Here is a 26,160-nt window from a genome sequence, read left to right as displayed (position 1 = left end):
TGATTTTAAACTCAATAAACTAACTTACCAAAATTTAGAATGGAGAACTTTATAACCATCAGCAGTTTTCTGCTTTTCATTATTTTTGTGGCCGTATTCACCTGGTGGTGGGTCAGAGAGCAAGACATTTCCAGCCTCGACGGGTACTATCTTGCCGGCAGACGGCTCAGCTTTCCATTTATTGCGGGGTCGCTGCTGCTTACAAATCTTTCGACTGAGCAGATGGTTGGCTTGAACGGCTCCGCTTTCATTGATGGCCTCAGCGTAATGGCGTGGGAAGTGCTTGCAGTGCTGGCCCTGGTTATGATGGCGCTCTACTTTCTTCCGAGATTTCTGAAAAGCGGGATTGCCACGGTCCCGCAATTTCTTGGAATCCGTTTTGATCATGGCACTCAGGTTATTTCAAACCTTATTTTTCTTGCAGCATATGTAGCCATTTTACTGCCAATTATTTTATATACAGGCGCAACTGCGCTAGTTGGGATGCTCGATATCCAGGCGCTGACAGGTATTGAATCATATGAGAGTATCATTTGGGTGACAGTTTGGGTGGTTGGAATTATCGGTGCCGGTTATGCACTTTTTGGAGGTCTGAGTTCGATTGCGGTATCTGATCTTCTGAATGGAATAGGGCTGCTGATAGGCGGGCTGGCTATTACCTATTTTGGGCTGCAGGCTGTGAGTGGAGGCGAAGGTGTGCTTGAGGGATGGCAGACACTGAACGAAGCAAATCCCGAGCGGTTCAATTCTATAGGCGGTCCTGACCAGCAGGTCCCTTTTTCAACTCTCTTTACGGGCGTTCTGCTCCTGAACGTGTTTTATTGGTGTACAAATCAGCAAATTATCCAGCGAACATTTGGTGCCAGCAGTCTTGAAGAGGGGCAGAAAGGCGTTCTTTTAACCGGGCTGCTGAAATTGATCGGACCACTGTATCTCGTACTTCCCGGCATCATTGCATTTTACCTTTATGCGGATACCGGTATAGAAGCAGATAGTGCCTATGGCGTGCTTGTCAGGGATGTATTGCCGTCACCTATGACAGGCCTGTTTGCCGGTGTAATGGTTGGAGCCATTCTCAGCTCGTTCAACTCAGCTCTTAATGCAAGTTCAACGCTGTTTGGATATGGCTTTTATAAGGCGGTTTGGAATACCGAAGCCACTGATGATCAAATAGTAAAATCAGGAAAGAGGTTCGGCTGGGTCGTGGCAATCGCAGCCATGATCATTGCGCCGCTTCTTATTGGGCAAAACAGTATTTTTCAATATCTGCAGCAAATGAACGGTATCTATTTTATACCAATTTTAGCCGTTATTTTGGTGGGTATGATCGGTCCAAAGATCCCTCCCGTTGCGGCAAAGTGGGCGCTCGTGCTTGGCTGCCTTTCCATCGCCACCGGATATTTTGTTCCGCCATTCAACGGTTGGGTAGCTCAAATAACTGAATTTCATTTTCTGGGTGCTGCATTTGTGGTTTTAGTTGGATTGATGCTGGCCATTGGTTATTTCAAACCTCTGGAGGAAGCATGGGAGCAGGAGTACACTAAAGATGTGGACATGACACCGTGGAAATATTCTGTACACGCCAGCGTGTTCCTGGTTATAATTGTTCTGGTGATCTACATCTATTTCGCAGATTTCTCAGTTCTTTTTGAATCATGAACAAGTCAGCCTAAGACCCATATTAAGAGAGGTTAAATTATAAATTTTGATTATCAGGTAATGACGTTAAATCCAAATAACATTCTAACTAAGTTTATGGAGCGCTTTGGTTCTTCACCCATTGTCGTAGAATCGCCTGCACGAGTGAACCTGATCGGGGAGCATACGGATTATAACGATGGATTTGTGTTGCCAGCCGCCATTGATAAAATGATTGTTTTAGCGTTAGCTCCAAACAACCAGAATCGAATTCGGTTGTACGCGGCTGATATGGATAAGTTTTCTTATGAAGTCGATATTACGGACCAATTTACAAAATCGGAAATTGGCTGGCCGGATTATATTCTGGGTGTTGTCGATCAGCTTCAAATTCGGGGATACCAAGTTGGAGGTTTCGATTGCCTGTTTGGCGGAGATATACCTATCGGAGCAGGTTTATCGTCCTCAGCTGCACTGGAAGGAGGGATTCTTACCGGACTTTCATCACTTTTTGATTTGGGCCTCACAAGGCTGCAGATGGCTAAAATTGGTCAAAAAGCGGAGAACCTGTTTGTAGGGGTTCAGTGCGGTATTATGGACCAGTTTGCCAATCTGCACGGGGAATCCGGCAAAGTGATTCGCCTTGATTGCCGCTCACTGGAGTACTCGCTCTATCCATTCAAACGCGATGATATTGCCATATTACTTTGTGATACTAAAGTGAGGCGTGAATTGGCTTCATCAGAATATAATGTGCGTCGAAAACAGTGTGAAGAAGGCGTGCGTATTTTGAAGCAGTTTGATCCTTCCATCAAAAGCCTTCGCAATGTGAAACACGATTTTCTGGAGCATCGCAAGGATACTCTGCCCGGGGTGATTTATAATCGGTGCCGGTTTGTGCTGGATGAGAATCAGCGCGTTCTGGATGCCTGCAATAATTTACTTCAGGATGATATCAAATCTTTTGGGCAAAAGATGTACGAGTCGCACTATGGACTGAGGGATCTCTACGAAGTAAGCTGCCGGGAACTGGATGTGCTCGTTGAAGCAACCGAAACCCTGGATTCTGTTTTAGGATCCAGAATGATGGGCGGTGGATTTGGCGGCTGTACAATAAACCTTGTATATGAACATAAAATAGAATCGGTAGCCGAACAAATCAAACAGCACTACCAGGCTGAATTGCAAAAACCGATCGAATTTTATATTGCAAAAATTGGAAAAGGAGCGTCTGTTCTTGAAGTGGTTTAACGATCTCATAATTGATTGACTTGACAAAAAAGTCTTCCGCCGGCTTGCTGAGAGATACAAATGGGGGGACCAATGGAATTTTCTAGTTACTGGTAGACACCCCTCCCGGCTCCGCCGTACCACTTTTTTAGGGGAGACTATAAAAGCTTTTAACGATTAAATAAAATACCTTATGGATCTAAAGTTTAACGAAAAGCCGCACAGACGATTAAATATTCTAACCGGGGAATGGGTCCAGGTTTCGCCACATCGCACGAAGCGTCCCTGGCAAGGGAAGGAGGAAAACCGGTCGGAAGGTCAAAAGCTGCGATATGATCCCTCGTGTTATCTTTGCCCGGGCAATAACAGGGCTGGAAAAGCGACAAATCCTGACTACGATTCTACATTTGCCTTTGATAACGATTTCAGCGCCTTGCTGGCTGATACTGAAACAGAAAGTGTAAACAATAATAACTTGCTTGTCGCAGAAACAGAAAAAGGTCAGTGCCGGGTGATCTGCTTCTCTCCAAGACATGATTTGACACTTCCGGAACTGGAGATTAATCAAATACGAAACGTTGTTGATCTCTGGGTGGATGAATACCGTGCATTAGGTTCGAAACCGTTTATTAACTACGTTCAGATTTTTGAGAACAAAGGGGAAATCATGGGGTGCAGCAATCCTCATCCGCACGGTCAGATTTGGGCACAGGAAACTATTCCGGAGGAGCCGGCCAAAGAACTTCGGCAGCAGAAATCCTATTTCAAAAAACACCATCGTACTCTCCTTGGCGACTACCTCGATCTTGAGCTCAAGGAGAAAGAGCGTCTTGTAGATAAAAATGATGACTTTGTGGTATTGGTTCCGTTTTGGGCATTTTGGCCATTTGAAACACTCTTGGTGAGTCGCCGTCCCTTCGGCCGTTTTACTGATATGACAGAAAAAGAAAAAACGTCACTGGTTGATATCATCAAAAAAATTACCATTAAATTTGATAATGTTTTTAATATATCGTTTCCATATTCGTCCGGATTTCATCCTGCACCAACGGACGGGGAGGATCATCCCGAATGGCATTTTCACATGCATTTTTACCCGCCTTTATTGCGATCAGCGACAGTGAAAAAATTCAGGGTGGGATATGAAATGCTGGGAAATCCACAGCGGGATATCACCCCGGAATATTCGGCAGGTATCTTACGCGAGCTGCCGGACATTCACTATAAAACAAATAAAATATAGTGTAAAATATTGTATATCAATTAGATACTGTAATAATCTATAAATATTATTAATCTCAACAAAAAAATAAGCTTGCCATGAAATCAACTCCTTTTTACTTATTGCATTATATAACTCTTGCACTTGCACTGCTTTTAACCGGAACGGCCTGTACATCAACCGAGGGCCAAGCTATAGCTGAAGAGGAGTGGGAAGAGCTCTTTAACGGAGAAAACCTCGATGGATGGGATTTCAAAATTACGGGTTACGATCTCAATGAAAATTACGCAAATACAGTTCGGGTAGAGGATGGCCTGATGAAAGTCCGGTACGATGAGTACGAAGAATTTACGGGTCAGTTTACGCACATCTTTTATGAAGAGCCGTTCTCGTATTACCGCCTTCAGGTAGAATATCGGTTTGTGGGTGACCAGGCGCCAAATGGTCCGGCGTGGGCCACCCGGAACAACGGCATCATGTTTCATTCACAGTCGGCCCGGAGCATGGAGCGCGACCAGGATTTTCCCGATTCCATTGAGTACCAGCTGCTTGGCGGTGATGGCGAAAATGATCGTTCAAACGGTAATATTTGCACGCCGGGAACTCACGTTGTTGTCGATGGCGAGCTTATTACGGATCACTGCATCAGTGCCAATGGCCCCACCCATCATGGCGAGCAGTGGGTAACGGCAGAACTTGTTGCGCACGGCAATTCCAAACTCCAACACTTACTAAACGGAGAAGTGGTGATGGAGTACATAACGCCTCAATTAGACAACGGCCAGCGAATAAGCGGCGGATATTTTGCTCTCCAGGGTGAAAGTCATCCAACCGACATTCGATCTGTTAAAATTCTAAACCTGGAAGGGTGCATGGATGAAAACGCCTCAAACTATAAAGATTACTTCATCAAGGACGACCCGTATAGTTGTGAGTATGAGTAGAGAATTGGTTTAAGATAAGTTAATCTGTGATAATAGAGGATTATCAAGCCTGTTGGCCATAACGGCGAGCCTTCGTAACAAAGTCAGCCGGCAGATAAATAATTCAAAACTTGCTCAGATAGGTTACCGTTGAAGCAAAAAAGGATGGTTCTTCTGAGCACTGTCGAATTAATTTGCCGGCTCAGGCGACCTGACAGACTCCATTTTTAGCCAAACTTCACTGCGTACCAAGTCGCGAGTTGACCAGATATGATCAAAGAACTCAGCCACATTTACATCAGGATTTTGACTTCGAATAAGTTCTTCGTTAAATCCGAATTCGATGTGCTCCAAACTTGAGAAGTAGTTACCGGTTGCAAAGTTATAACCATAATCGATGCCTCCAGGTGTGACTAGCTGATACATTTCCCAAGCTTCCATGATTCCGCGATCCAGTCTATGTTCGTGAATCGGTTTTGCTACTTCATCTTCGAGCATCTGGTATTCCAGTTCCCGGCCGAGGCGAACATCCATGTAATCCATCATCATGTAATTACTCAACTCGTTGTTTTGAAGGTCGCTGATGCTGTTTCGAACGGTCCAGAGTTCAGATTTTGTGATCTCAAACCTGTTTTGTTCAGTGTGTGTTACTAGCGGATCGGAATAATTATTATTAGGTACGTCGAAGGAATTGAGTGAGGAAGATATAGTTACACTTACATAATTGTAGGGTGTAGAAGCGCTTCCATAAAATAGTACACTGTACATCGCCCAGGTATCGATAGTGCCATCCGATACACGAGACTCATTCTCTTGAAGAAGTTCATCAATCACCTGATTGGTAAATGAATTGACCTGATCCTGGTCAACATTTAGATAGTCGATTTTCAAGTATTGGTCCTGGTTAGATTGAGCCAATAACAAGATTGGGATACAGTGTAAGAGTAGGGCGAGGGTGAGTTTAAGTATCTTTGCATCCATAAAATCTCCATGTTTTTTTAACGGATACGTATAATTAATAAAATAATATCATATATCTAAATTATTTCATTCGATACAGGTATTTTTTAATATAAAGAACAATTTACTTGATCATTATCATCAGACCACTTCCGGTCACCCAATGACTTTTTGCGGGAAATGAGCTGGTCAAAGCGTAGGGTCACTGGCAGGTCAGGTCGGGTTTCAATGACTCTAAACCCCGAACTGTGATGATGATTCGGTCTATTCCTGCGATATCTTGGCGGGAAGCCATCGGATGAGTTGTAATTACCATAGAAAGTTAGATAGTTCAACTTATTTTCTGTCATATCTTTCCTATCTTCTGATCTTTCGCAAATTCAATGTATCAACCGTCCAAATCCCAACTATGACGACGATTGCAAATTCTAAGTACGAGGCAGTAATTGGCCTCGAAGTCCACGCTCAGCTGTTAACCGAAAGCAAAGCATTTGCTCCTGTATCAACAGAATATGGAGGAGCGCCTAACACACAGGTGACGCCACTTTGTTTAGGCCACCCTGGAACCCTGCCGGTTTTAAATGAGAACCTGGTCAGATACATCATCCGGATGGGTCTTGCCACAGAATGTAAAGTGGCCCGCAAATCGATCTTTGCCCGTAAGAATTATTTTTATCCCGATCTTCCCAAAGGCTACCAGATTTCTCAGTTCGATACCCCTATATGTTATGAAGGGAATATACATATTGAGCTCGAAGAGTATGATAAAACGATAGGGCTGACACGAATTCATATGGAGGAAGATGCCGGTAAATCGATCCACGACCAGGATCCCTACCACACGCTGGTTGACCTTAACCGGGCCGGCACTCCGCTGATCGAAATTGTTTCGGAGCCGGATATGAGAACGCCGCAGGAAGCGTACGCCTATCTCACGAAAATAAAACAGATTGTGCAATACCTTGAAATATGTGACGGTAACATGGAGGAGGGAAGCCTCCGCTGTGATGCCAACGTGTCCATCAGGCCACGCGGGCAGGAAGAACTGGGTACCCGAACGGAGCTTAAGAATATGAACTCGTTCCGGAATGTAGAGCGGGCAATATCTTATGAAATTGAACGTCAAATCGATCTCGTGGAATCAGGGGGAGAAGTGATTCAGAAAACCCTGCTTTGGGATGCCAACAAACTTGAAACACGCCAGATGCGTACCAAGGAAGAGGCTCATGATTACCGATATTTTCCCGAACCTGATATCCCCCCGGTTATCGTTACTGAAGAACTCCTGGATGAGGTTAGATCAAACCTGCCGGAACTGCCGGATGTTCGCCTTCAGCGGTTTATGGATGAGCTTGGATTATCTGAAGAGGATGCTATTGTATTGACGGAAAGTCGTTACCTTGCAGACTATTACGAGAATGTTCTCGAAAAATTAGACGAACCGAAAGCCGTGGCCAATGTTATTCTTTCGGAAGTGCTTCGGGTTTTGAATGAACGAAGCATATCAATTCGTGAATTCCCCATATCTGTAGATCGTCTTGCCGAGCTTGTTAAATTGAAACTCGACGATAAAGTGAACTCATCAGCTATGCAGGAGATTTTTAATGAGATGCTTACTGAGGATAAACCACCTGAAGAGCTGGCAAAAGAGATGAACCTCATCCAGGTATCAGACTCCGGATTTGTTGAGCCTATTATTGAAGAGGTGATAGCATCTAACCCGGATGAAGTTGAAAAGTATAAAGGCGGAAAAAAAGCATTAATCGGATTCTTTATCGGTCAGGTCATGAAAAAATCGCAGGGAAAAGCCAACCCTAAACAGGTCCGTGAATTAGTGGCCAAAAAACTCGATTCTTAATTGAGACCAACTTAAAATGAGAAATAAATTAGCTGTAATTATAATTGTATTGATGGCTGTGAGCCTGGCTGGATGTGGATTTGATTCATCGGATCGAGATCCAATTATTAATGGTCAAATCACAGTTGATGCTGAATTGGATCCATCCGGTGATTATTCTGGCATAGAGCTTATGGTAGCTGAAACGTCACTTGAAGGGTTAAGGGATACTCTTTTTCATGCTGTAACAGACAGCACCGGGGAATACTACGGTGTGGCGTCTATAGACGAACGAGGTTTGTATCCATTGTTTATTTCCCGCAATAATCAGCCGCTGGGAATTTTCAACGTAGTGCTTGCCCATGGAGACACGGTTACGTTTAACGGTCAGCTGCCAAACATCAATGAAACGGCAACGATTGAATCTCATGAAAATGATCTCTACGAAAAATTCGACAGACTTCAGCGAAATTTTCAGCGTGTTGTCAATTATGTGAATAGCCGTGGTATGAGCTCTGATAGTTTAGAAGCAGAAATGATGAAATGGAGCAATCTTTTTTGGGATCTCCATCAAGAAAATTCTGATACATACGTCGGTGAACGTGCAGCCGCCGCATCTGCATCGATCTTGCAGGGGTGGGATAATGATTTGATGCTGGCACGAACAGACTCAATTCTGGTACACTATAACTCCCTGCCCGGTGGACTCAGATCGCAGATTACAGAATTTTACGCCGAGCGTGACAGTCTCGAACGATCGGTGGAATTTTTGAATCAGATTGAAGATAGACTGAACGATAAAGATCAGAAACTGGCAGTGCGACAGGAAAAGATAAAGCTGCTGTTTGACAGTTCCAGAACGGAGAGGGCAGGTGAGCTGCTTGAAGATTTTCGGCAAACATATGGCGGGAATCAACCTGCTATGGAATGGGCTGACCGAACGGATTATGATATTACGACACTTGCAGCCGGCAAGCCCTTTCCCCAATTTTCCTTTCAGGACAGTAACGGGCAAACGGTTAGCTCAGAATCGATGCAGGGTATTGCATTCATGATCGAATTTACCCGACTTGATAACCCGCTTTATCAGCAGCAATATGATCGAGTAGTGGCCATACATCAAGTTTACACGAATTTTGGGCTGGAAATTATTACTGTCCCCATCGGAGCGACCAATGTTGTGTTTAATGCCTTTTTTGAAGAAAGGGCAAAATATTGGGATTTCATCGACCCGGAAAATATTGATGCAAATGAACTCAGAGAGAAATATAATCTGAGGCGCCTGCCCACCCGTTTTTTAGTGAATGATCAGGGTAACATAGTACAACGATATGTAGGAACTGAATTCGATGGAGTCGTTCGGGGCCTGCAAAAAACCTTAACTCAACAACAGACAGAATCATGAGCAACTTTTTGATAGCCGGTAACTGGAAAATGAACTGCGGACCTTCGGAAGCAAAACAACTATCTGATGATCTTGCCAATCGCTGGCCATCGGGAAGTTTTCAGTGTGAAGTGGTTGTGTCGCCGCCCTCGATCTCCATTCCTTCAGCAGTAGAATCACTTGAAGACACGGACATCAAAGTGTCTGCACAGAATACACACACGGAAGACAGCGGAGCTTACACCGGTGATATCAGTACGCCAATGATAAAAGATGCAGGATGCACACATGTAATTGTGGGCCACTCTGAACGCCGAGAATATTATGGCGAAGATAATGACCTTGTAGCGGAAAAGGCGAGAAAAGTCATCCTTGATGATTTGACTGCAATTGTTTGTGTGGGTGAAAAACTTGATCAGCGAAAAAAAGGAGAGCAGGAAAAAATTGTAATGGATCAGCTCGATGCAGTTCTGAATAAAATTACTATTGATCAGGCCAAAAGTCTTGTCATTGCTTATGAACCGGTGTGGGCGATTGGCACCGGCGAAACGGCATCCCCGGAGCAGGCACAAGAGATGCACCTTTTTATTAGAAATTTTCTAAAAGAACGCTGGAATGAACAGCGCAGCAGTGAAATAAAAATTTTATATGGAGGTAGTATGAAGCCTGCCAATGCGGAAGAACTGCTCTCTCAAAATGATGTTGATGGCGGCCTGATTGGTGGTGCGAGTCTTAAAGAAGAGTCCTTTTCCGGTATAATTGAGATAGCTGAAAAACTTTCGTAACCCATGGATCCAATCAACGTTTTATTGCTTGGCAATGGCGGGCGTGAGCATGCTATTGCGTGGAAGCTTGAGCAGTCATTAAACCTGAAAAAGCTTTATACAGCTCCCGGAAATCCGGGGACTGAACAGCACGGAATCAATATCGATCTGGATATGTCTGATTTTCAGGCGGTCGAAACCATTGTCCAGGACCTGGCAATCGATCTCGTAATTGTTGGCCCTGAGCAGCCACTTGTAGATGGCATATCCGACTATCTTGAAGAACGGGACATTCCAGTGTTTGGGCCGTCGAAAGCGGCCGCTCAGCTTGAAGGCAGTAAGTCGTTTGCAAAAGCTTTCATGCAGAAAAATAATATTCCCACGGCAGGTTATCGTACGTTTTCTATCGATGAATTTGATAAGGCCAAAGCACATATCAAACAGGAAAACCGATACCCGGTCGTTCTTAAGGCTGATGGACTGGCCGGCGGTAAAGGCGTTTTTATTTGTGAGAGTGAAGAGGAAATGGAGAAACGGCTCACGCTGCTTGCTGAGGATAATATTCTGCAAGAGGCAGCATCCACCCTTGTGGTTGAAGATTTTATGGTTGGGGAAGAGGCTTCTGTTTTTGTGATATGTGACGGCAAGAGCGGGAAAGTGATTCAAAACGCCCAGGACCATAAACGCATCGGGGAGGGGGATACAGGTTTGAATACCGGCGGAATGGGAGCCTATTCTCCTGCACCCGTACTTCCAGACTCAATGCTGCAAAGAATTGAAGAAGATATTATTGAGCCGACAATTCAGGGCATGCTGAACCAGGACGTTCCATATCAGGGTATTTTGTATGTTGGTCTGATGATTACAAAAGAAGGGCCCAAGGTTGTTGAATATAACTGCCGGTTCGGTGATCCAGAATGCCAGGTGATTCTGCCGCCACTAAAAAATGATCTCCTTGAACTCATTCAGGCGGCTGTTAATGGAACTTTGTCGGATGTTGAGATTTCTTTATCCGATCGATATTATTGCTCTGTTGTTCTGGCAAGCGGCGGATATCCCAAATCTTATGAAAAAGGATTTGAAATCACTGGTATTGAGAAATGCGATAGTGACGCCCTTATTTTCCACTCGGGAACAGTTATCAAGGAAGATAAGCTTTGTACTAACGGAGGCCGGGTTTTGAATGTCGTAGGATCGGGCCAAACGCTGCAGGAAGCCATCGATCATTCCTACGAAAATGTTAAACTAATCACGTTTAAAGACAGCTATTTCAGGCGGGATATCGGCAAAAAAGGCCTTAAATAAGTTGATTAAATTCAGCTTCATATTGTTATTTGTCGCTTTCCATATTCAGATTACGATAAGCCTGGCTCAAACATCTGCAATCAATCTTCAACCCATAGTAACATCCCTGGACGGTGCCACCTCTTTGAGTGTGACACCCTCAGGCCTGATTTATCTCACGGAAAAAAACAGGCATAGGATTTTGGCTGTTGTGTCCAGCGGGGAGCGAACGGATTCTCTTGGCGCACTTGGCAGGGGTGATTACCGGTTTAATCAGCCGGTGTCGGTTGATGCTACAAATGGCTTGAAAATTTATGTGGCCGATCAGAATAACGGTCGCGTTCAGCTATACGACCGGCGATTTCAGTACTTATCATCGATCACGGGGGAGAAAATTGAGCAGGGTGGGCGATTCAGACCGTCTCAAATTCAGATAAGTAGTTCAGGCGGTCTTTTTGCTTATGACAGAGACAGGCACATTATTCACGTTTTTGACCCGTTTGGAAATTACGATCGTGCGATTGATCCGAGACGTTTCCAGATTGGTTCAGACATTCATATGAAAATGTCCGGTTCTGAACTTTTAATCTTAGATAAGGAAAGAGGTGTCATCCATAAGTTTACCACGGACGGAGGATACCTGAACTTTATAGGTGGTTTTAGCGGTGCGAAGAGAATTCATGGAACAAATAATAGTATCTGGGGAGCTTTTAATGACCGTGTTGTTCGGTTCAGTACCCTTGGCGAACCGCTTCAAATCTACAAATTTGAACAACGGCTGGAGCCCGCAGATCTGCACATCTATCAAAGCAACGTGTTTATACTTTTAAATGATCAACTGTTAACATCTCCATTAGAATGAAAGCATCTGCCTTTATTTTTCTTATCGGGTTATTTTTACAGCAGCTTTGCCTTGCTCAAACGCCTCATCAAACAATATCACTTGACATCATGACTGCTGCTGTGAGCCAATCTTCCATGGATTCGGTTCCTGTAAAAATCTCAGTTCCGCATCACATCCACTTATCTGAGATTACATTTCAAATTTCGGGAGAGAGTCATGGAGAGTTGTTCATTACCGGTACGCCATACGACTTCATTCAGGTTCAACTACCGTCTGACTCTCCGATAAATAATCAGTATGGTGAACAGGCGGAACTCAAGGATTTTCAGCTTAGGTATGGAGCCGGTAAGGATAAATCGGCGATGGAGGTTGTTTCTCCGGCCGGCTGTGTAGCATTACAAATACCAGAGTCAGGCCGGATTGATATCGCATTAGGCAGTACCCTGATGTCAGCTGATAATCTGAGAGGCATTTATACCGGCTCAGTTCGCCTCGACTGTAACCCGGAAGAGTAAATCTGTAAAGTGCTCACAAATGGCTGACGTTCCCGCAAAACTTTCACTTTCAATATTTGATCCGACCCAGCCGTTTATCGAAAAAGCCCGGTCTGTATTTGAATTTCAGGTGGCCAATAATCCTGTTTATCGCCGGTTTGCGTTTCATTTTATTCCGGCTGGCGAGCTGCCCGAAACCGTTGATGATATTCCGCTGCTGCCCATTCGTGCATTCAAAGAGTGCAATTTAGTCGCGGAAGGATTTGAACCTGAGCTCACGTTTAAAAGCTCCGGGACAGGAAAAATGGACCGAAGCAGTCATCATGTCGTTGATCTGGACCTTTACAGGCGTTCTATCCTCCAGGGTTTCAGTCAATATTTTAATTCTACAGAATTTACGCTTCTCTGCTATGCGCCCGGTTATAGTGATAACCCAGACTCATCGCTTCTTTGGATGCTTCAGTACCTGGTTGATCTCGACAAAAATGGGCAGAGCCGGTTTCTGCCGCTTGGCCAGCCGCTTCGTTCATCAAACATAAAAAGAGCTGTTCAAAATGATCGCCAGATAGTTCTTTTTGGCGCTGCATTTGGCCTGCTGGATCTGCTTGATTTGGACTCTTTAAAATTACCCGGGGGTTCCCATATTATTGAGACAGGCGGGATGAAAACGCACCGCCGGGAGATGAGTAAAACCGACCTCCGATACAAGTTGGCCAATGGCTTTGATGTGCCGCTTGATCACATCCACTCGGAATACGGCATGTGCGAACTGATGAGTCAGCTTTACGCGATTGGTGATGAGTGGTTTGAAGCCCCCGGCTGGGTCCACGCCTCGGTTCGCGATCCACTTAATCCTGCGCGACCATGCGATCCAGGGGAAGAAGGAAAGGTGGCGATTATGGATCTTGCCAACCTCTACAGCTGTCCGTTTATTTTAACAGACGATCGCGGTGTGATAAATGAAGAGGGCAAATTGGCTGTGCTGGGCCGCTGGCACAGTGCGGCACTCAGGGGCTGTAACTTTTTAATCGACAGGGATTAAGTGATGATCACTGATATGAACAAAAAAATTGATGAACTTCAGGAAGCGATAGAAGAGTGGCTTTCGCCGGACAATTACCGCCTTAAAGAAGCGATCGACAAAACCGTTAACGAGGGACTGTTCAGCTTTCCGGATGTTAAGTATCAGCTGTTATCTCTGAAAAAAACACTCAAGAAAGGGGAGTTTCACCGATGGATTGAGAGTTCGGGCGCTGATCTGTCAATGCAAGAAAACCAGAAAACGGTGCTTTGCCTGCACGCGGGCAATTTACCGCTCGTGGGGATTCAGGATATCCTGGCGGTTGTGCTCTCAAACAACCGATATCTTGGTAAACTGTCTCGAAAAGATCCGTATTTATCACAAACGCTGCTGGACATATTGAAGAAACGGGATCTGCTGGATGGCCGGTGGTCTGCTGATCTTGAGGATTTTAAAGATGAAACTCAAAAAGCCGACGCGTTGCTATTTTCGGGTTCGACGGAATCGGTTGATCCGGTTATCGACGCCCTTAAAACTCACAATTTGGCAGATGATTCCACACCAAAACTTGTACGCACTGCCCACTATTCGATTGCACTCATCGAGGATGACCGGCCCGATACGTTTCGCCAGCTTGCAGATGCAGTTTTACGATATGGAGGTAGCGGCTGCCGGTCGGTTGCCATGGTTGTGGCTCCATTTGGATTAAAAAGTAAAAAGTGTGAATTCACGGATTATGTTGAAGAGTTTTGGCTGACGAATCCTCAGCATAAAAAACCGGCTCCATCACTTTATCACAGGTTTGCCTACAATAAGGCGACGGAAATTGAGCAGTCCTGGCTGGATGATTTTCTGATTGAAGAGACAAAAATGGAACCAAGTGAATCGTTTATTCTGCACTGGGTAAAAGGGGATATTGAAAAACTAAAAGATCTCGCGAGAACTCATCGGGATGGATTACAGACGATCTACGTTACCAATCCGGACCATGAGCTACCGAGTGACCTTCCAAAACCAGAGTTGCTATCTCATGCTCAGCAGCCACCCATCTGGTGGCGGCCCGATGGGGTAGATCCGCTAAAGTGGCTTGTATAATGGAATATTTCGAACTCTTAACCATAGGGTATTTCGTAGTCTCTTCTTGTGTGTAATCGGATCACACGAACCGTTTCGCTTGTGTTAAGCCTTTTTGAACAATAACCAAATTATGGGAATCACAGGAAGTATTGCTGTAATGGCGAGCAGGTAGATTAAGTTACCGGGAATTAATGATTTGGGCCAGTATCCGCTGAACATTCCCAATGTGATGAGTATTGCGACGGCACCGATAATATATATCCATTTTGTGAGCCTCTCTGATGTAGGATAAAAAGCCGCGATTAACCCTGTTGACCCGAAGCCGAGCAGCACAAGGTGGAGATAGAGAATTCTTAACCCGTGCTCGCCGGGCCAGATTCCTGTCGGCAGAAAAGCTCCCGCCTGGAAGAGAACTTTTAACCCCAGAAACATTAAAACCACCAGCCACACGCCGGATGATATCAGGGACGATTTTAACAGTCTATACAGATGAAGCACCAGGGAAAGGAGAATCAGCAGAAGTCCAACTTTTGCGGAGTAGAGCATGGCTGGAGTGAGGATGGATTGATCAAGGCTGAAGGGAAAAATCAGCATGGAGCCAAAGAGCAACGGCATCCAAAACCAGTTTTGATTTATTTTTAAAGACGATTCTGATGAATTTGCTGCGCTCCAAACGATGCCGAGCACGCCGAGAACCACCCAGCCTTCGGTAAACAGACCCAGGAAAAAGCTGGTGAGCGCTTTTGAGATTAGCGGGCTTTCGATCGAGCTGAACTGGTAGACCGATACACCCCAGGCACCAAGTGAACTGACCACCAATGCTGCAAGGGCCGCATCATATAAAAGCAGGGGAAATGTAGCCCGCAGTTTTTTTCTTCGGCCATAGTAAAGCGCCCCAAACCAGTACCAGGTAAGCATCACCATACCAGACAGGATCGCCGCAACGGGGAGGCTGGCAGAACCGATGGCAACCGGCCTGTAGCCATAGAGCAGAAAATAGGGCCATGAGAGAAAACCGAGTCCCATCATGTTATAGAGACAGATTTTAAACTGCCGGGCAGATCGCTGATTACCCGGTGAAAGTACTGCTGCCGCCATCCATATCAGAATGGGCGGCGTGATCCAGTTAAAGAACATCAGGTGGGAGTGGGCATGGCGAATATTGCTTAGATGTAGCCCGTCAGGCAGAGGTCCAAAAAAACCATAGCGGTAGAGGACACCTGTCAGCGCAGCAATCACAAAACTGAGAAGTGAAAGTTTCCATATGGCGGAAAACTCCTGTTTTAAAACCTGATGTATTGCAGTCATTTCACGGCTGTATTAAGACGAAAGTTGTTTCGTGTACTCAAAGCGGTGGCGCGTTCCCAAAGCCACACCAAAGAGCACCATAGCCATCGCCTGGTGAAAGACACCCAGCCAGATTGGTACGTGGTACATCAGCGTAAACACACCAATCCCGTACTGTAAAAGTACTGTTGTAAAGAGTGCAAGCATCCACTTCTTTTCCTCTTTGGTTGTTTTCAAAAAAAAGGTGCGTCCCCACATGGCAATTACCATCACACCCAGTATTGTGCCCAGCAGGCGGTGTGTCCATTGAACTGTTGTCATGTTCTGGAAAAAGTTCAGGATCACCGGTTCCACCAAAAACAACTCCGGAGGTAACCAGAACTGGTACATTTCCGGAAAGGAGTTGTAGATATGCCCTGCATGAAGGCCTGCGGTGAAAGCTCCCCATACTACTTGTAGTAAAAGGACGGCAAGAAACACATTAAGCCATGTTTTCAACTCTCCGCCGCTCACTGACTCATTCTGATTTTTGTCGCTTAAATCAAGAGCAAACCAGGTGCAGCAGCCAAAAATGATGAACGCCAGCAACAGATGGGCCGCCAATCGATAGTGACTCACCTCGGGAATGTCAATAAGTCCGCTTTGAACCATAAACCAACCCATTAAGCCCTGTCCTAATCCAAGGGTGAGAAGCAGAGTGGACCGAAGCAACTGTTTCCGGCTGAACTTCTGGCGGATCAGGAACCAGGCAAACGGAATTAGAAACACTAGTCCAAGCAGCCTGCCAAGCATCCGGTGAAGATATTCCCAGAAAAAGATATACTGAAACTCTGCCAGACTCATACCGCTGTTTTTTTCCTTGTATTCCGGGAACTGTTTATATTGATCAAACGCCTCATCCCACTGTGTTTCGGTAATCGGTGGAATAGATCCCATTATGGGCTTCCAGTCAGTCATTGAGAGGCCGGAATCGGTCAGGCGCGTGATACCGCCAATTACGAGTATCAGGAAAACCAGTATAGCGCCGCTCCAGTACCAGGTTCGGATATGTTTTTTGTCTTTGGGTGTCATTTAAAATAGGTGATGATATTTTTTTGATGTTGCGATAAAACAACCTCTGGAGAAAGAAAATGAAAAAATGAAAGTACAACGCGCGATTCGTTTGGCGTGGAGGTGTGTTTGGCGAAGGTGAAGATCATTGATGTACATCAATATCAGATCAAAGTCCCGTAACACCCCTCAGATCAAACCGGGAACACCCGGTTTGACCAACTCCCCTTTGAGGGGAGACTTTAGAAATCTTTCTTTTTGAAAATCCTGAGACCTGCCCAGGCCGGTACAACGAGCCACAGGGTGAGCATGCCAAAAGATGTTAATGACCCCAGTGACGTTCCAAAGAATTTATTGAATACGGCACCCGTATATCCCATTAGGGCAGAAATATCGAACTCCATTAGAATTAGAATTCTTGCAAGGTCCATTGGATTTAGCATGGTTACAGCAATGATTCCCGTTTCGAGGGGATAATCTCCAAATATGAAAATGATCACCATAATGAGCCCGTCGTAAATGACAGCCATGAACAGCCAGATTACGATTGAGAAACCAAAGCCTTTAATTTTGTCATCGTAAAACCAAAGCCCCATTAAAAATCCGAGGCCCACAAATATAAATGTGAGCAAGGATCCCAAAGCGAGGACAAGAAAAAGCTGTGAGGCCGTACCTTCCGTTAAACCGCCGTGCCAGCTTAGCGGCAGGGCAGCCCCAATAATAAAGGCTACGGTTAGCGGGGCAGATATTCCGGTGTAGAGCCCCCAGAATAGGGTGGATCGGTTGACCGGCTGTGTGAGCAGCAGCTCCAGGTAATCGCGTGATTGATAAATGTATAGAATGCCGTAAATAAGGCTGATGATGGGAATTAGCAGCAACATGATGTTGCTTACGCTAACCCAGACTTCGGTTCCTCCGCCTGCAAACCGAAAAAGTGTATCCGTGAGAAGAAGGAAGATGAGGCCGTAGCCGAGTACCCACTTTGCACGGAATAGTGTTTGAAATTCGTTTTGAAGTATTTGCCAGTAAACTCTCATCATTGTGCAGGTTCCTCCATCAGTTTGGCAATGGCGCCTTCGAGCCTTTCTTGCTTATTATCTTTGAGCAGATCATCAATTCTGCCGTAGTATTTGATTTCGCCCTCGAGGATGAATATGACATGATCCACGAGCTGTTCCAGCTCACTCATGATGTGGGATGTGATAAGTACAGATTTGCCTGCCTCTTTCTCCTTTTGAATGCGCTCTTTGAAAATAAAGCTGGAACGGGGATCAAGGCCTGCTGTGGGCTCGTCGAAAAAGAGGATAGAGGGATTAAACATCATGGCGAGGGTGGCGCCGACCTTCTGTTTATTCCCGCCTGAAAGTACCCGAAGCTGTTTGTGAAGCTCCGGGCCAAGATTAAATTCTTCAATCAAATCCTGCTTATAAACGGGTTCATCTCCCCGGAGATCTTCAATAAAGTTGAGGAGATCAGACACTACCATTTGCTCGGGATAGCGCGCCTGCTGCGGCATATAGCCAATTTGACGCCGATAGGTGTAGTTTCCGTTCAGTTGAGTATCATTGATAGTTATGTTGCCGGAATCTGCCTTTACAAGTCCAAGAATTGTTTTTATAAGCGTGGTTTTTCCGGCTCCGTTTGGTCCAACAACTCCCGTTGCCTGTCCGTCTGGAATAGTCAGGTCGATGCCTTTGAGTACCTGATGAGGACCAAATGCCTTTTTTAAATCATTTATTCGAATCATTGAATAGGTTCCATTGCTGGTTTTGGGTCAACAAGATTTTTGGGTGTAAGCACGGGAAACACGCGTTCTGCTGTGTCAAGCAGGCGCGCCATCATACTTCGCAGCAGGATAAGTGACAGCGGCTGACGCTCGGCCAGAAGGGAAAAGAGACGCACCGGTCTGTGTTCTACATCTCCTACTCCATCCCGGTTGAGATCATACCCGTCATACTGGCTCCAGTAATTGCCTTCGTAGTGATTGGGATTCGACCGGCTGTTTGTGGACACCTCAAACACGTTGCCGATAAAATTATTTCTTTCGATGCGGTTATCAAGGCCGTTGGCCATCATACGGATGGCGGTGCCGTTATTGTAAAATTCGTTTCGCTCGATTTCCACTCGGTTTGATGCTTCACTGTAAATTGCCACGGAGTTGGTTTCAAACAGGTTAAATTGAACCACGCTGTCATTAATCTCTTTCAGAAGCAATCCGTAACGGTTAGCCCCCCAGTTTTGAATAAATCGATTGTGGCGCATAACCACGTTTTTAGTATACATTACAGCTACGCCTGAAATGTTGTCGCGAAATTCGTTACCGATGTAGCTGCAGTCATCCGAATACATAAAATGCAGCCCGTAGCGGATGTTGCTGTACACCTTGTTGCCGGTTATCATGCTGCCCTCCACGAATTCAAGATAGATGCCATCGCGGTGCCCGGTTATTTCATTTTGATGGACGTCTACATCTTTGCTGTACCACATGTGAACAGCATTTCCCGATGTGGTTTGGCGTTCGGCATTCGAAGTAATTTTGTTATTCGAAACTTCTACCTTTTCACTTTTTGCCACAAAAATGGCGAAGAAGTTGTCGGTCAGCGTCAGGTTCTCAATGAGTATATTTTTACTGTCCTCCACGAGAATAGCCGCATAATCATCCATGAAACCAAACCCGGAATTCTTGATTTCGAAATTTTTCAGGGTAATATTTTCTCCCATCACGACGAGGCCATAACCTTCGCCACCAATGTCGAGCACGGCACTGTTTTGTCCGTCAATTGTGACCGATTTTTCGATCAGAAGCCCGTTTATATCATACGTTCCAGGTTCAAGAAGAATGGTTGCCCCGGAGTCGGCTTCCTCAATCGCCAGCGCAAGTTTTGATAAGCTATCTTTTTCTGCAACGGAAGACGAACTTTGTGTCACAGCCGTCAGAGGTAAAAAGAAAAGGAAGATTACAATTAATAAAGAACCGGGGCGCAGTTTCTGAAAAGAACGCATAGATAGAGAATCCATCATTGTTTTACGTCCCATTGCTCCACCACAAAATTAATGATTTCGTCCCAGCCCATTTGTTCTGCATCTGCAATTTCCGGTGGCATGGTTTCTTGGCCGGGCAGTGCAAACAGCGACAAACCCATAGGGCTTTGAACACTTTCGGCACGATAAATATCAGCATTATCCAACAGAAGCCATTGTACCGGCTGCGTGAAGTCTGCCACGTACAGCTTTGCCTTGTCGGCTAAATCCGGTGTCTGGTAGGCGTAGGCTGCCATGCATTCGATGCTATCGAAGGGATAGGATTTTCCCTTATCGGAAACCAGCTGAGAGGCAAATTGACGATCAGACACAACCATTTTACAGTACGTGCATTCGTCTGTGTGAAGGTTAATCTCTTTTGGTTCCTGGTTAAAACACGCGCTGAATAGAAATAAAACAAGAGTTGAGATAACGAGATATTTTTTCATGATAGCTCTCAAAAATATGTTTAATCAAGAATGTGATTTGCTTGACCAGAATGCATACGAGGCAAGCCCCATACTCACCACCGAAATATAAAATCCGAGACCGGGCCATGACGATGCCGTAATATTCAGCAGCTGTTTTGTGCCGATAATGGGTGGCTGATAGGTCATACCCGGTATTTTTATGGCGGCATCTTCACTTAGATTGTGACCGTAATCGTAGGTCCAGAGGTAGAAATCTACCAAGCCGGCAATGGCGAAAAGTATAAAAAGTATGATCCATATAAGCAGGGCCATGCGATTTCCCCAAATCGCGACTCCTACGCCAGATACGATAAGAAACGCAAAGATCCACGGCATAATGTCGAGTTCCGGAATTGAGTCGGGTTCTATCTCTTGCATTCCAATGTAGTGATTTAGCCCGTTAATGTTTTGAAGGTCGTTTTTGTTTTTCCCTTCAATGTCATTTATAGAGATTTCCATACCTATACCTTCCGGATACTGCGGAGCGTCCATGTCTATGGTCCAGATGGGAACGAAAAAAACAAGCCCCAGGAGCAGTGCAGCGAAGGCCATTATTACTCTTTCTTTTGTATTCATAAAAACCTCTTGTTCGGTGAAATTTTAATAAAGAGGAAAGAGTCGGTCAAAACCCTTTCCACAAAAATTAATCTTATTCGCTTTGTGTCCCGGTTCTGTAGGAAATTTCCACGTCAGAATCTTCAGGTGATACCCTCACATATCCCTGCATCTCTTGGTGAAGGGCCGAGCAGAAGTCGGTGCAGTAGAATGGGAATACGCCTGGTTTTTGAGGTTCCCAAACCAGTGTCCTGGTTTCCCCGGGCATAACCAGCAGTTCAGCGGTTCGAGCTCCCATTACGGCAAATCCGTGGGGCACGTCCCAATCCTGCTCTACGTTCGTGAGATGGAAATAAACGGTATCACCCACTTTTACGCCTTCAATATTATCGGGGGTAAAGTGGCTTCGGATGGATGTCATATACACATGCACTTCATTTCCTTCCCTCTCTACGCGAGCATCAGCTTCAGTTTTGGTTGCATCGGGATGATTATTTTCCTCGAGCTCGTAGAACTTGATTTGATTATCTACAATTAGATCAGCCCTGATTCCCTGAGCATAATGCGGCTCTCCGTCGGTAGGGAAATCGAGCAGCAGTTCCATTTTGTCTCCGGAGATGTCTATCAGCTGTGCTGAGTGAAACAGCTCGGGGCCGGTAGGCAGGTAACGGTCTTTGGTTATTTTGTTAAGCGCGACCAGGTACTTACCGTCGGGGTTGCGGGTGTCTCCACCGGGGATCATAAGGTGACCGGGGGAGTAGTAGGTGTCAATCCGGTCAACCACCTCAAATGTTTCCAGGCTCCATTTCACAATCTCTGAGGAGATAAAGGCTGTTGTGTAGGCGTACCCATTCCCGTCGAATTCGGTATGAAGTGTACCAATACCGGCATTTTCAACTTCTGCCTGTACGATGGATTCGTAGCTCAGAACGGGAATTCCGTCAATTTCTCCTTCGTAATCTTCATTCTCAATGGCCTGCTGAATTTTCTCGAATGAGTGAACAGGAAGCACGGATGAAAGTTTACCGCCGGCTACAATATATTGTCCGGTCGGGTCAACATCTACACCGTGGGGTGACTTCGGAGTTGGCAGATAGTAGATGATGCCGGGGTGTTCAGCCGGATCAAGTACACGAACAGTTTCTATCAGTTCTGATTTTGCAAGCTGTTGATCGTGATCCATATAGTTTCTGTAGTGTTCTCCGGGAATATCTTCGCCGGCACCTTCTGCAACAAGATCAGCAGCTTTTCTCCAGTTAATGGCAGCGATAAAATCTTTGTCATTTCTGGATGCATTTCTCTCGAGCAGCGTGTGAGCTTCTTCACTGTTGTAGCTGGTAAAGAATGCCCAGTCTTCTGAGGGACCTTTGCCTGCGTGTGAGAGGTCGTAGTTGAAGCCGGGGACTAAAATCTGAAAGTCCACGCTCATTTCGCCTTCATCACCCACTTTAATGAAAGAGATGGTTCCCTTAAAGTTTTCAGCATATGAAGATATCGGAACGTCCATGTTTTCCAGGTTCTCGTCCATAGGAATACTAAAGCGGGTGGCTGCAGAGACATATTCTGTATTTACAGTAACAAAGGATGAAGCGTGGTTGCCGGCTGAGTTGGGAATTTCAATGATCTCGGCCGTCTGGAAATTGGTCAGATCGATACGAGCAATCCGCGGCGTATTATTGGCATTCATAAAAACCCAGCGACCATCCAGTTCTCCATTTGTTTGTGATCCTTCAGGGTGATGGGCATCATCCCAGGGAATATAGCCATGGCTTGTCATTAACATGGGTTTGGTCTCTTCATTGTAACCGTAGCCATTTACAGCCCACTGTGTAAAGACAGGTATTGTATAAAGATGGCGGCCCGACGGTAGTCCGTATACCGGCAGTTGTCCGCTATACCCACCAGAAAACATACCGTAGTATTCATCATGCTCACCCGGAGCTACATATACTTTTTGTGCGGCATCGCTCGAGCTTGATAAATTCTGTTGTGAAGGGCAACCGTAGAAGGTGAACACAAATATAGCGATCAATGGGACTGACCACCATAGAAGTTTGGATTTCTTAGTTGTTGGTTCCATAGTTTGTAAAGGTTTAAGTATTATTGATTGGTTTCGTTTTCGTCGGGCATTTCAATCGTTCTGAAATATTCTACAATAGCTCTTGCCTGCTCAATGCTTACGTTCTGATAGGGCATGGGCGACATATACTCCTGCATCATTTTCTTACCTTCGGGATGCTTTTTAGTCATCTCGTCGGGGTTCATGATCATGTTCATTGCATAGGTTGCAGACCGACGATCAAGAATTTTTCCTGCAGCCGGACCGATATATCGTTCTGTTGGTTTGTGACATGCAGTGCATTTGGCTTCAAAAACCTTTTTACCTTCAGCTGCCAATTCAGGATCTAGCTCACCGAGTTCAACTACTTCATCAACCGGGCCTATTCCGTGCTTCAGTTCGAATTCGGTGAGGCCGTCATTTCCGTTTCCGGCTGCTGAATCTGCGCTGTCGGAGCTTCCATTCCCTCCCCCGCATGTAATCGTAAATAGAGAGACAAAGAGGATTAAAAAAAGAGATTGTGATTTTATCATTGGTATGTCTGTTTCTGTGAAATATTTCAATTAAAGTTAATCGTTATGACTTATTTAGAGAGTAATATCAGACCTTAATACTGTGTAAGGCTATTCACTACAAAGGTTTAAACGTTGATTTTGTTAAGCTTATGATTATAATAGACATAAGACTATTATGTCTTAATATGTGTCGGATATTCACTTCCAATCTTGCCGTCACTTATGGTCATAGATAGATGGTCACACTTTTCTGAGATTATATCTTCGAGTGTCGTGGTCTCCATGGTGCTTAACAAACTTGCTTTTATTGTCGACCACTGTTCATGCATCGGGCAGGGTCTCTTTTTACCACACCCAGGCAAACCGAGTGCACAGGTGTCCATCAACCCGGTTCCGTCTATAGCTACCACAATGTCCATAAATAGGATCTGATCGGGAGGTATGGACAATTTTACACCTCCGTTTACTCCTTTTTTGGAATCAAGCAAATCAGCCGCATTCAGCTTTTGAAATATTTTAGTCAAAAAGTGAAATGAAATATTCAACTCATTGCTTAAGTCCCGAATAGATACGTAAGATTCATGCTCCAGCGCTGCCAGTAATACCGAGGCCCTCAATCCATATTTACACGATTTTGAAAGTAACATGATCTGTTTATCTATAAGTTATAGTTATTATGTCCGCACAGTGCGTCTGCTCAAATTATTTCCGGTTCCTGTAACTTACGACCCGGTTCCACATCAGCCCGGCAAAAAGCAGCACCCCAATCAGAAGCAGGCCCCGCCCGGCAGCCGCCATGTAATCTCCCGTTAGGTGTGACCCAAGTAAAACCCAAAGGCCTAGGTTCATCGCCGCTACAACACACCACGCAAGGGCCGGTGACCCTCTGCCTTTATCCTTCAAATGACGTGGAAACATCCAGTAGGCCGTTCCCATCACAAATTGGACCAGCCAGCCCCAGATGGCCATCTCGTAATGGATTGGCAGGAGCCCCCAAATGGCATTGTGTATCGGAATAGCTTTATGCACCAGAAGTAGCGCTCCGATGAGGATAGCAATAAGCAGGTAGCTGAGAGAGAGTCGTATCATCCACACGGTCTGGGAGGGCATCAGGTTCCCCCGCTTTTACGTTTCCGCTTCGGCTGCACCCTCGGCCAAATTTCTCCAATGAACAGTATGATAGCGACAACTTGCATGATTCCGGAAACAATGACCACAATCGGCACAACTGCTGAATCAGTTACAAGAGGCAGAAATGGTTCAGATAAAAAACGGACAAGAAGCCCCCCGTTCAGCAGGAAAAACGCTCCGGTTGCAAGGAGGGACTGCTCCTTTTTACGATTCCGTTTCTTGCGCGGAAACATCCATATCGACACCCCCATAATCACCTGCGTAATCCAGCCAATGACGAGCATGTGCCAGTAGACCGGCAGCAAAAGGGCTGAGCCTTGTACACCCGGAAACTCGGCAACGAATGCCAGGGTGACGCCCAGCGCGAACCAGATCATTCCGGATTTAATAAACCATCGTGTGACGGGAGGCATGGGTGCTTTGCTTTTTTTAAAAAACCCTCCAAGGGTTTGGAACCCTTGGAGGGTTAGATATTTGGTTAATCAGGCCGCGATCAGCCGTTCCATTTTCTTGAACAGGATGTTATTCTCGAGGTGCACATGCTTATGCAGATCCTCTTCAAATCCGGCCAGGTTCTGGTAGAGAATTCTGTATGTGGCACAGGCATCCTGCGGTGGCGTAAACCCGTTGCTCAATGAACGAATCTCACCCATCAGTGAACCGGCAACTTCGTGTTCATCTACCATTTGATCAAGTTCAGCTTTTAGCTCCGAAACTTCAATCTCATCAGGTTGCTGTCCGTTCTTACGCTTGTCGTACACTTTTTTGATCAGTGGAAAAACTCGAGACTCCTCCTCGTTTAAATGCTCCATCAGCTCGTTAGAAAGAGAAATGAATTTTTTAAAGATCTCCACGTTTTCCGGATGACTCTCTCCATGTACTTTTGCTACTTTTGCCGCATAACCGGCCACTTCGTCAGTTTTTTTCCGAACGAATGTATGATGGGTATTTATGATGTAGTCTACCAGGAAGTCGGGTGACCAGTCGTTATAATTATCGCCGCTGGTGCGGTTGACCCACGGGGCCGACTTCAGCTTATTGGTAACCTCCTCAAACGGGATTCCCTTACTTTCACATACATCACTCAGAAGCTTATCGCCCCCGCAGCAAAAGTCGATTCCATACTCCCGGAATACGCCTGCTGCATGATAGTTATCGCTTACAATTTCACCGATGGTGCTCTGTTTTAAACTCATGTTCATATTTGATTTATACTTAGTTCGATTAATAAATTTCATTTGTAGAAAGTCCCCCTTTGAAGGGGGAGGCGAACGGAGTGAGCTGGGGGATGACTGTCTTAGTTTCGAGCTGCCCTGAACTTGGTTCTGAAACATAACTGATCATCCCCCATTGCCCCCTTCGAAGGGGGACACTCCTGAATAAACTCTATATTG

26 protein-coding genes are annotated in these 26,160 nt (G+C 45.4%); 12 read left to right on the top strand and 14 right to left on the bottom strand.

What is annotated here, in order from left to right; genetic code table 11:
• Positions 1-39 precede the first annotated feature (39 nt).
• From AABW11_RS00435 to AABW11_RS00420, 4 genes are all read left to right on the top strand, one after another.
• Positions 40-1,659: a solute:sodium symporter family transporter gene (locus tag AABW11_RS00435; protein ID WP_340102514.1), complete on the top strand. Its 1,620-nt coding sequence runs from the start codon at positions 40-42 to the stop codon at positions 1,657-1,659.
• 60 nt (positions 1,660-1,719) lie between these two features.
• Complete coding sequence (gene galK / locus AABW11_RS00430) at positions 1,720-2,889, top strand: galactokinase (protein WP_340102513.1); 1,170 nt, start codon at positions 1,720-1,722, stop codon at positions 2,887-2,889.
• A gap of 172 nt (positions 2,890-3,061) precedes the next feature.
• Entirely contained in the window at positions 3,062-4,111 is a 1,050-nt protein-coding gene (locus AABW11_RS00425) for a UDP-glucose--hexose-1-phosphate uridylyltransferase (protein ID WP_340102512.1), read from the top strand.
• A 77-nt stretch (positions 4,112-4,188) separates the two neighbouring features.
• Positions 4,189-5,034, top strand: a complete 846-nt coding sequence (locus tag AABW11_RS00420; protein WP_340102511.1) for a 3-keto-disaccharide hydrolase — start codon at positions 4,189-4,191, stop codon at positions 5,032-5,034.
• A gap of 168 nt (positions 5,035-5,202) precedes the next feature.
• Here AABW11_RS00420 and AABW11_RS00415 read toward each other — a convergent pair whose 3' ends face one another.
• Entirely contained in the window at positions 5,203-5,904 is a 702-nt protein-coding gene (locus tag AABW11_RS00415) for a hypothetical protein (protein ID WP_340102510.1), read from the bottom strand.
• 478 nt (positions 5,905-6,382) lie between these two features.
• Here AABW11_RS00415 and gatB point away from each other — a divergent pair, with 478 nt between their 5' ends.
• The 8 genes from gatB to AABW11_RS00375 are packed head-to-tail and all read left to right on the top strand — an operon-like array spanning position 6,383 to position 14,696.
• Positions 6,383-7,831 (top strand): Asp-tRNA(Asn)/Glu-tRNA(Gln) amidotransferase subunit GatB, encoded by a 1,449-nt coding sequence (gatB, locus tag AABW11_RS00410; RefSeq protein ID WP_340102509.1) that lies wholly within the window; start codon positions 6,383-6,385, stop codon positions 7,829-7,831.
• Between the two features lie 16 nt (positions 7,832-7,847).
• Positions 7,848-9,215, top strand: a complete 1,368-nt coding sequence (locus tag AABW11_RS00405) for a TlpA family protein disulfide reductase (RefSeq protein ID WP_340102508.1) — start codon at positions 7,848-7,850, stop codon at positions 9,213-9,215.
• A complete protein-coding gene (gene tpiA, locus AABW11_RS00400; protein WP_340102507.1) occupies positions 9,212-9,979 on the top strand; it encodes a triose-phosphate isomerase in 768 nt (255 codons plus the stop codon). Before AABW11_RS00405 ends, tpiA begins: the two co-directional genes overlap by 4 nt.
• Before the next feature lie 3 nt (positions 9,980-9,982).
• A complete protein-coding gene (purD, locus tag AABW11_RS00395; protein ID WP_340102506.1) occupies positions 9,983-11,263 on the top strand; it encodes a phosphoribosylamine--glycine ligase in 1,281 nt (426 codons plus the stop codon).
• Between the two features lies 1 nt (position 11,264).
• The gene (locus AABW11_RS00390; protein ID WP_340102505.1) at positions 11,265-12,104 is read left to right on the top strand and encodes a hypothetical protein; all 840 of its coding nucleotides are present in this window, start codon (positions 11,265-11,267) and stop codon (positions 12,102-12,104) included.
• Positions 12,101-12,601 (top strand): hypothetical protein, encoded by a 501-nt coding sequence (locus AABW11_RS00385; protein ID WP_340102504.1) that lies wholly within the window; start codon positions 12,101-12,103, stop codon positions 12,599-12,601. The genes AABW11_RS00390 and AABW11_RS00385 overlap by 4 nt, the downstream gene beginning before the upstream one ends.
• 19 nt (positions 12,602-12,620) lie before the next feature.
• Entirely contained in the window at positions 12,621-13,622 is a 1,002-nt protein-coding gene (locus AABW11_RS00380) for a LuxE/PaaK family acyltransferase (RefSeq protein WP_340102503.1), read from the top strand.
• A 15-nt stretch (positions 13,623-13,637) separates the two neighbouring features.
• Positions 13,638-14,696 carry an acyl-CoA reductase gene (locus AABW11_RS00375; protein ID WP_340102502.1) on the top strand — a complete coding sequence of 353 codons (1,059 nt, stop codon included), beginning with the start codon at positions 13,638-13,640 and terminating at the stop codon, positions 14,694-14,696.
• A gap of 84 nt (positions 14,697-14,780) precedes the next feature.
• On the opposite strand, the gene AABW11_RS00370 is transcribed toward AABW11_RS00375, so the two are convergent.
• The 13 genes from AABW11_RS00370 to ric all read right to left on the bottom strand — a co-directional run bounded on the left by AABW11_RS00370 (position 14,781) and on the right by ric (position 25,962).
• Positions 14,781-15,986, bottom strand: a complete 1,206-nt coding sequence (locus AABW11_RS00370; protein ID WP_340102501.1) for a hypothetical protein — start codon at positions 15,984-15,986, stop codon at positions 14,781-14,783.
• 12 nt (positions 15,987-15,998) lie between these two features.
• Complete coding sequence (locus tag AABW11_RS00365; protein ID WP_340102500.1) at positions 15,999-17,036, bottom strand: COX15/CtaA family protein; 1,038 nt, start codon at positions 17,034-17,036, stop codon at positions 15,999-16,001.
• 221 nt (positions 17,037-17,257) lie between these two features.
• Positions 17,258-18,055, bottom strand: coding sequence for an ABC transporter permease subunit (locus tag AABW11_RS00360; protein ID WP_340102499.1), 798 nt, complete (start codon positions 18,053-18,055; stop codon positions 17,258-17,260).
• Positions 18,052-18,762 (bottom strand): ABC transporter ATP-binding protein, encoded by a 711-nt coding sequence (locus AABW11_RS00355; RefSeq protein WP_340102498.1) that lies wholly within the window; start codon positions 18,760-18,762, stop codon positions 18,052-18,054. The genes AABW11_RS00360 and AABW11_RS00355 overlap by 4 nt, the downstream gene beginning before the upstream one ends.
• Complete coding sequence (gene nosD, locus AABW11_RS00350) at positions 18,759-20,051, bottom strand: nitrous oxide reductase family maturation protein NosD (RefSeq protein WP_340102497.1); 1,293 nt, start codon at positions 20,049-20,051, stop codon at positions 18,759-18,761. The genes AABW11_RS00355 and nosD overlap by 4 nt, the downstream gene beginning before the upstream one ends.
• The gene (locus AABW11_RS00345) at positions 20,033-20,485 is read right to left on the bottom strand and encodes a nitrous oxide reductase accessory protein NosL (RefSeq protein WP_340102496.1); all 453 of its coding nucleotides are present in this window, start codon (positions 20,483-20,485) and stop codon (positions 20,033-20,035) included. Before AABW11_RS00345 ends, nosD begins: the two co-directional genes overlap by 19 nt.
• A 24-nt stretch (positions 20,486-20,509) precedes the next feature.
• Complete coding sequence (locus tag AABW11_RS00340) at positions 20,510-21,082, bottom strand: hypothetical protein (protein WP_340102495.1); 573 nt, start codon at positions 21,080-21,082, stop codon at positions 20,510-20,512.
• A 73-nt stretch (positions 21,083-21,155) separates the two neighbouring features.
• On the bottom strand, positions 21,156-23,141 hold the full coding sequence (gene nosZ, locus AABW11_RS00335; protein WP_340102494.1) for a Sec-dependent nitrous-oxide reductase: 1,986 nt from the start codon (positions 23,139-23,141) through the stop codon (positions 21,156-21,158).
• 20 nt (positions 23,142-23,161) lie between these two features.
• A complete protein-coding gene (locus AABW11_RS00330) occupies positions 23,162-23,653 on the bottom strand; it encodes a cytochrome c (protein ID WP_340102493.1) in 492 nt (163 codons plus the stop codon).
• Positions 23,654-23,808: 155 nt separating this feature from the next.
• Entirely contained in the window at positions 23,809-24,282 is a 474-nt protein-coding gene (locus tag AABW11_RS00325) for an RrF2 family transcriptional regulator (RefSeq protein ID WP_340102492.1), read from the bottom strand.
• A gap of 55 nt (positions 24,283-24,337) precedes the next feature.
• Positions 24,338-24,745, bottom strand: coding sequence for a hypothetical protein (locus AABW11_RS00320; RefSeq protein WP_340102491.1), 408 nt, complete (start codon positions 24,743-24,745; stop codon positions 24,338-24,340).
• Positions 24,745-25,179 (bottom strand): hypothetical protein, encoded by a 435-nt coding sequence (locus AABW11_RS00315; RefSeq protein WP_340102490.1) that lies wholly within the window; start codon positions 25,177-25,179, stop codon positions 24,745-24,747. Before AABW11_RS00315 ends, AABW11_RS00320 begins: the two co-directional genes overlap by 1 nt.
• 69 nt (positions 25,180-25,248) lie before the next feature.
• On the bottom strand, positions 25,249-25,962 hold the full coding sequence (gene ric, locus AABW11_RS00310) for an iron-sulfur cluster repair di-iron protein (protein WP_340102489.1): 714 nt from the start codon (positions 25,960-25,962) through the stop codon (positions 25,249-25,251).
• Positions 25,963-26,160 lie beyond the last annotated feature (198 nt).

The sequence above is a fragment of the Rhodohalobacter sp. 8-1 genome, assembly GCF_038150125.1.
Taxonomy (GTDB): Bacteria; Bacteroidota; Rhodothermia; order Balneolales; family Balneolaceae; genus SW132.
This window is presented reverse-complemented; position numbering and strand designations above follow the sequence as displayed.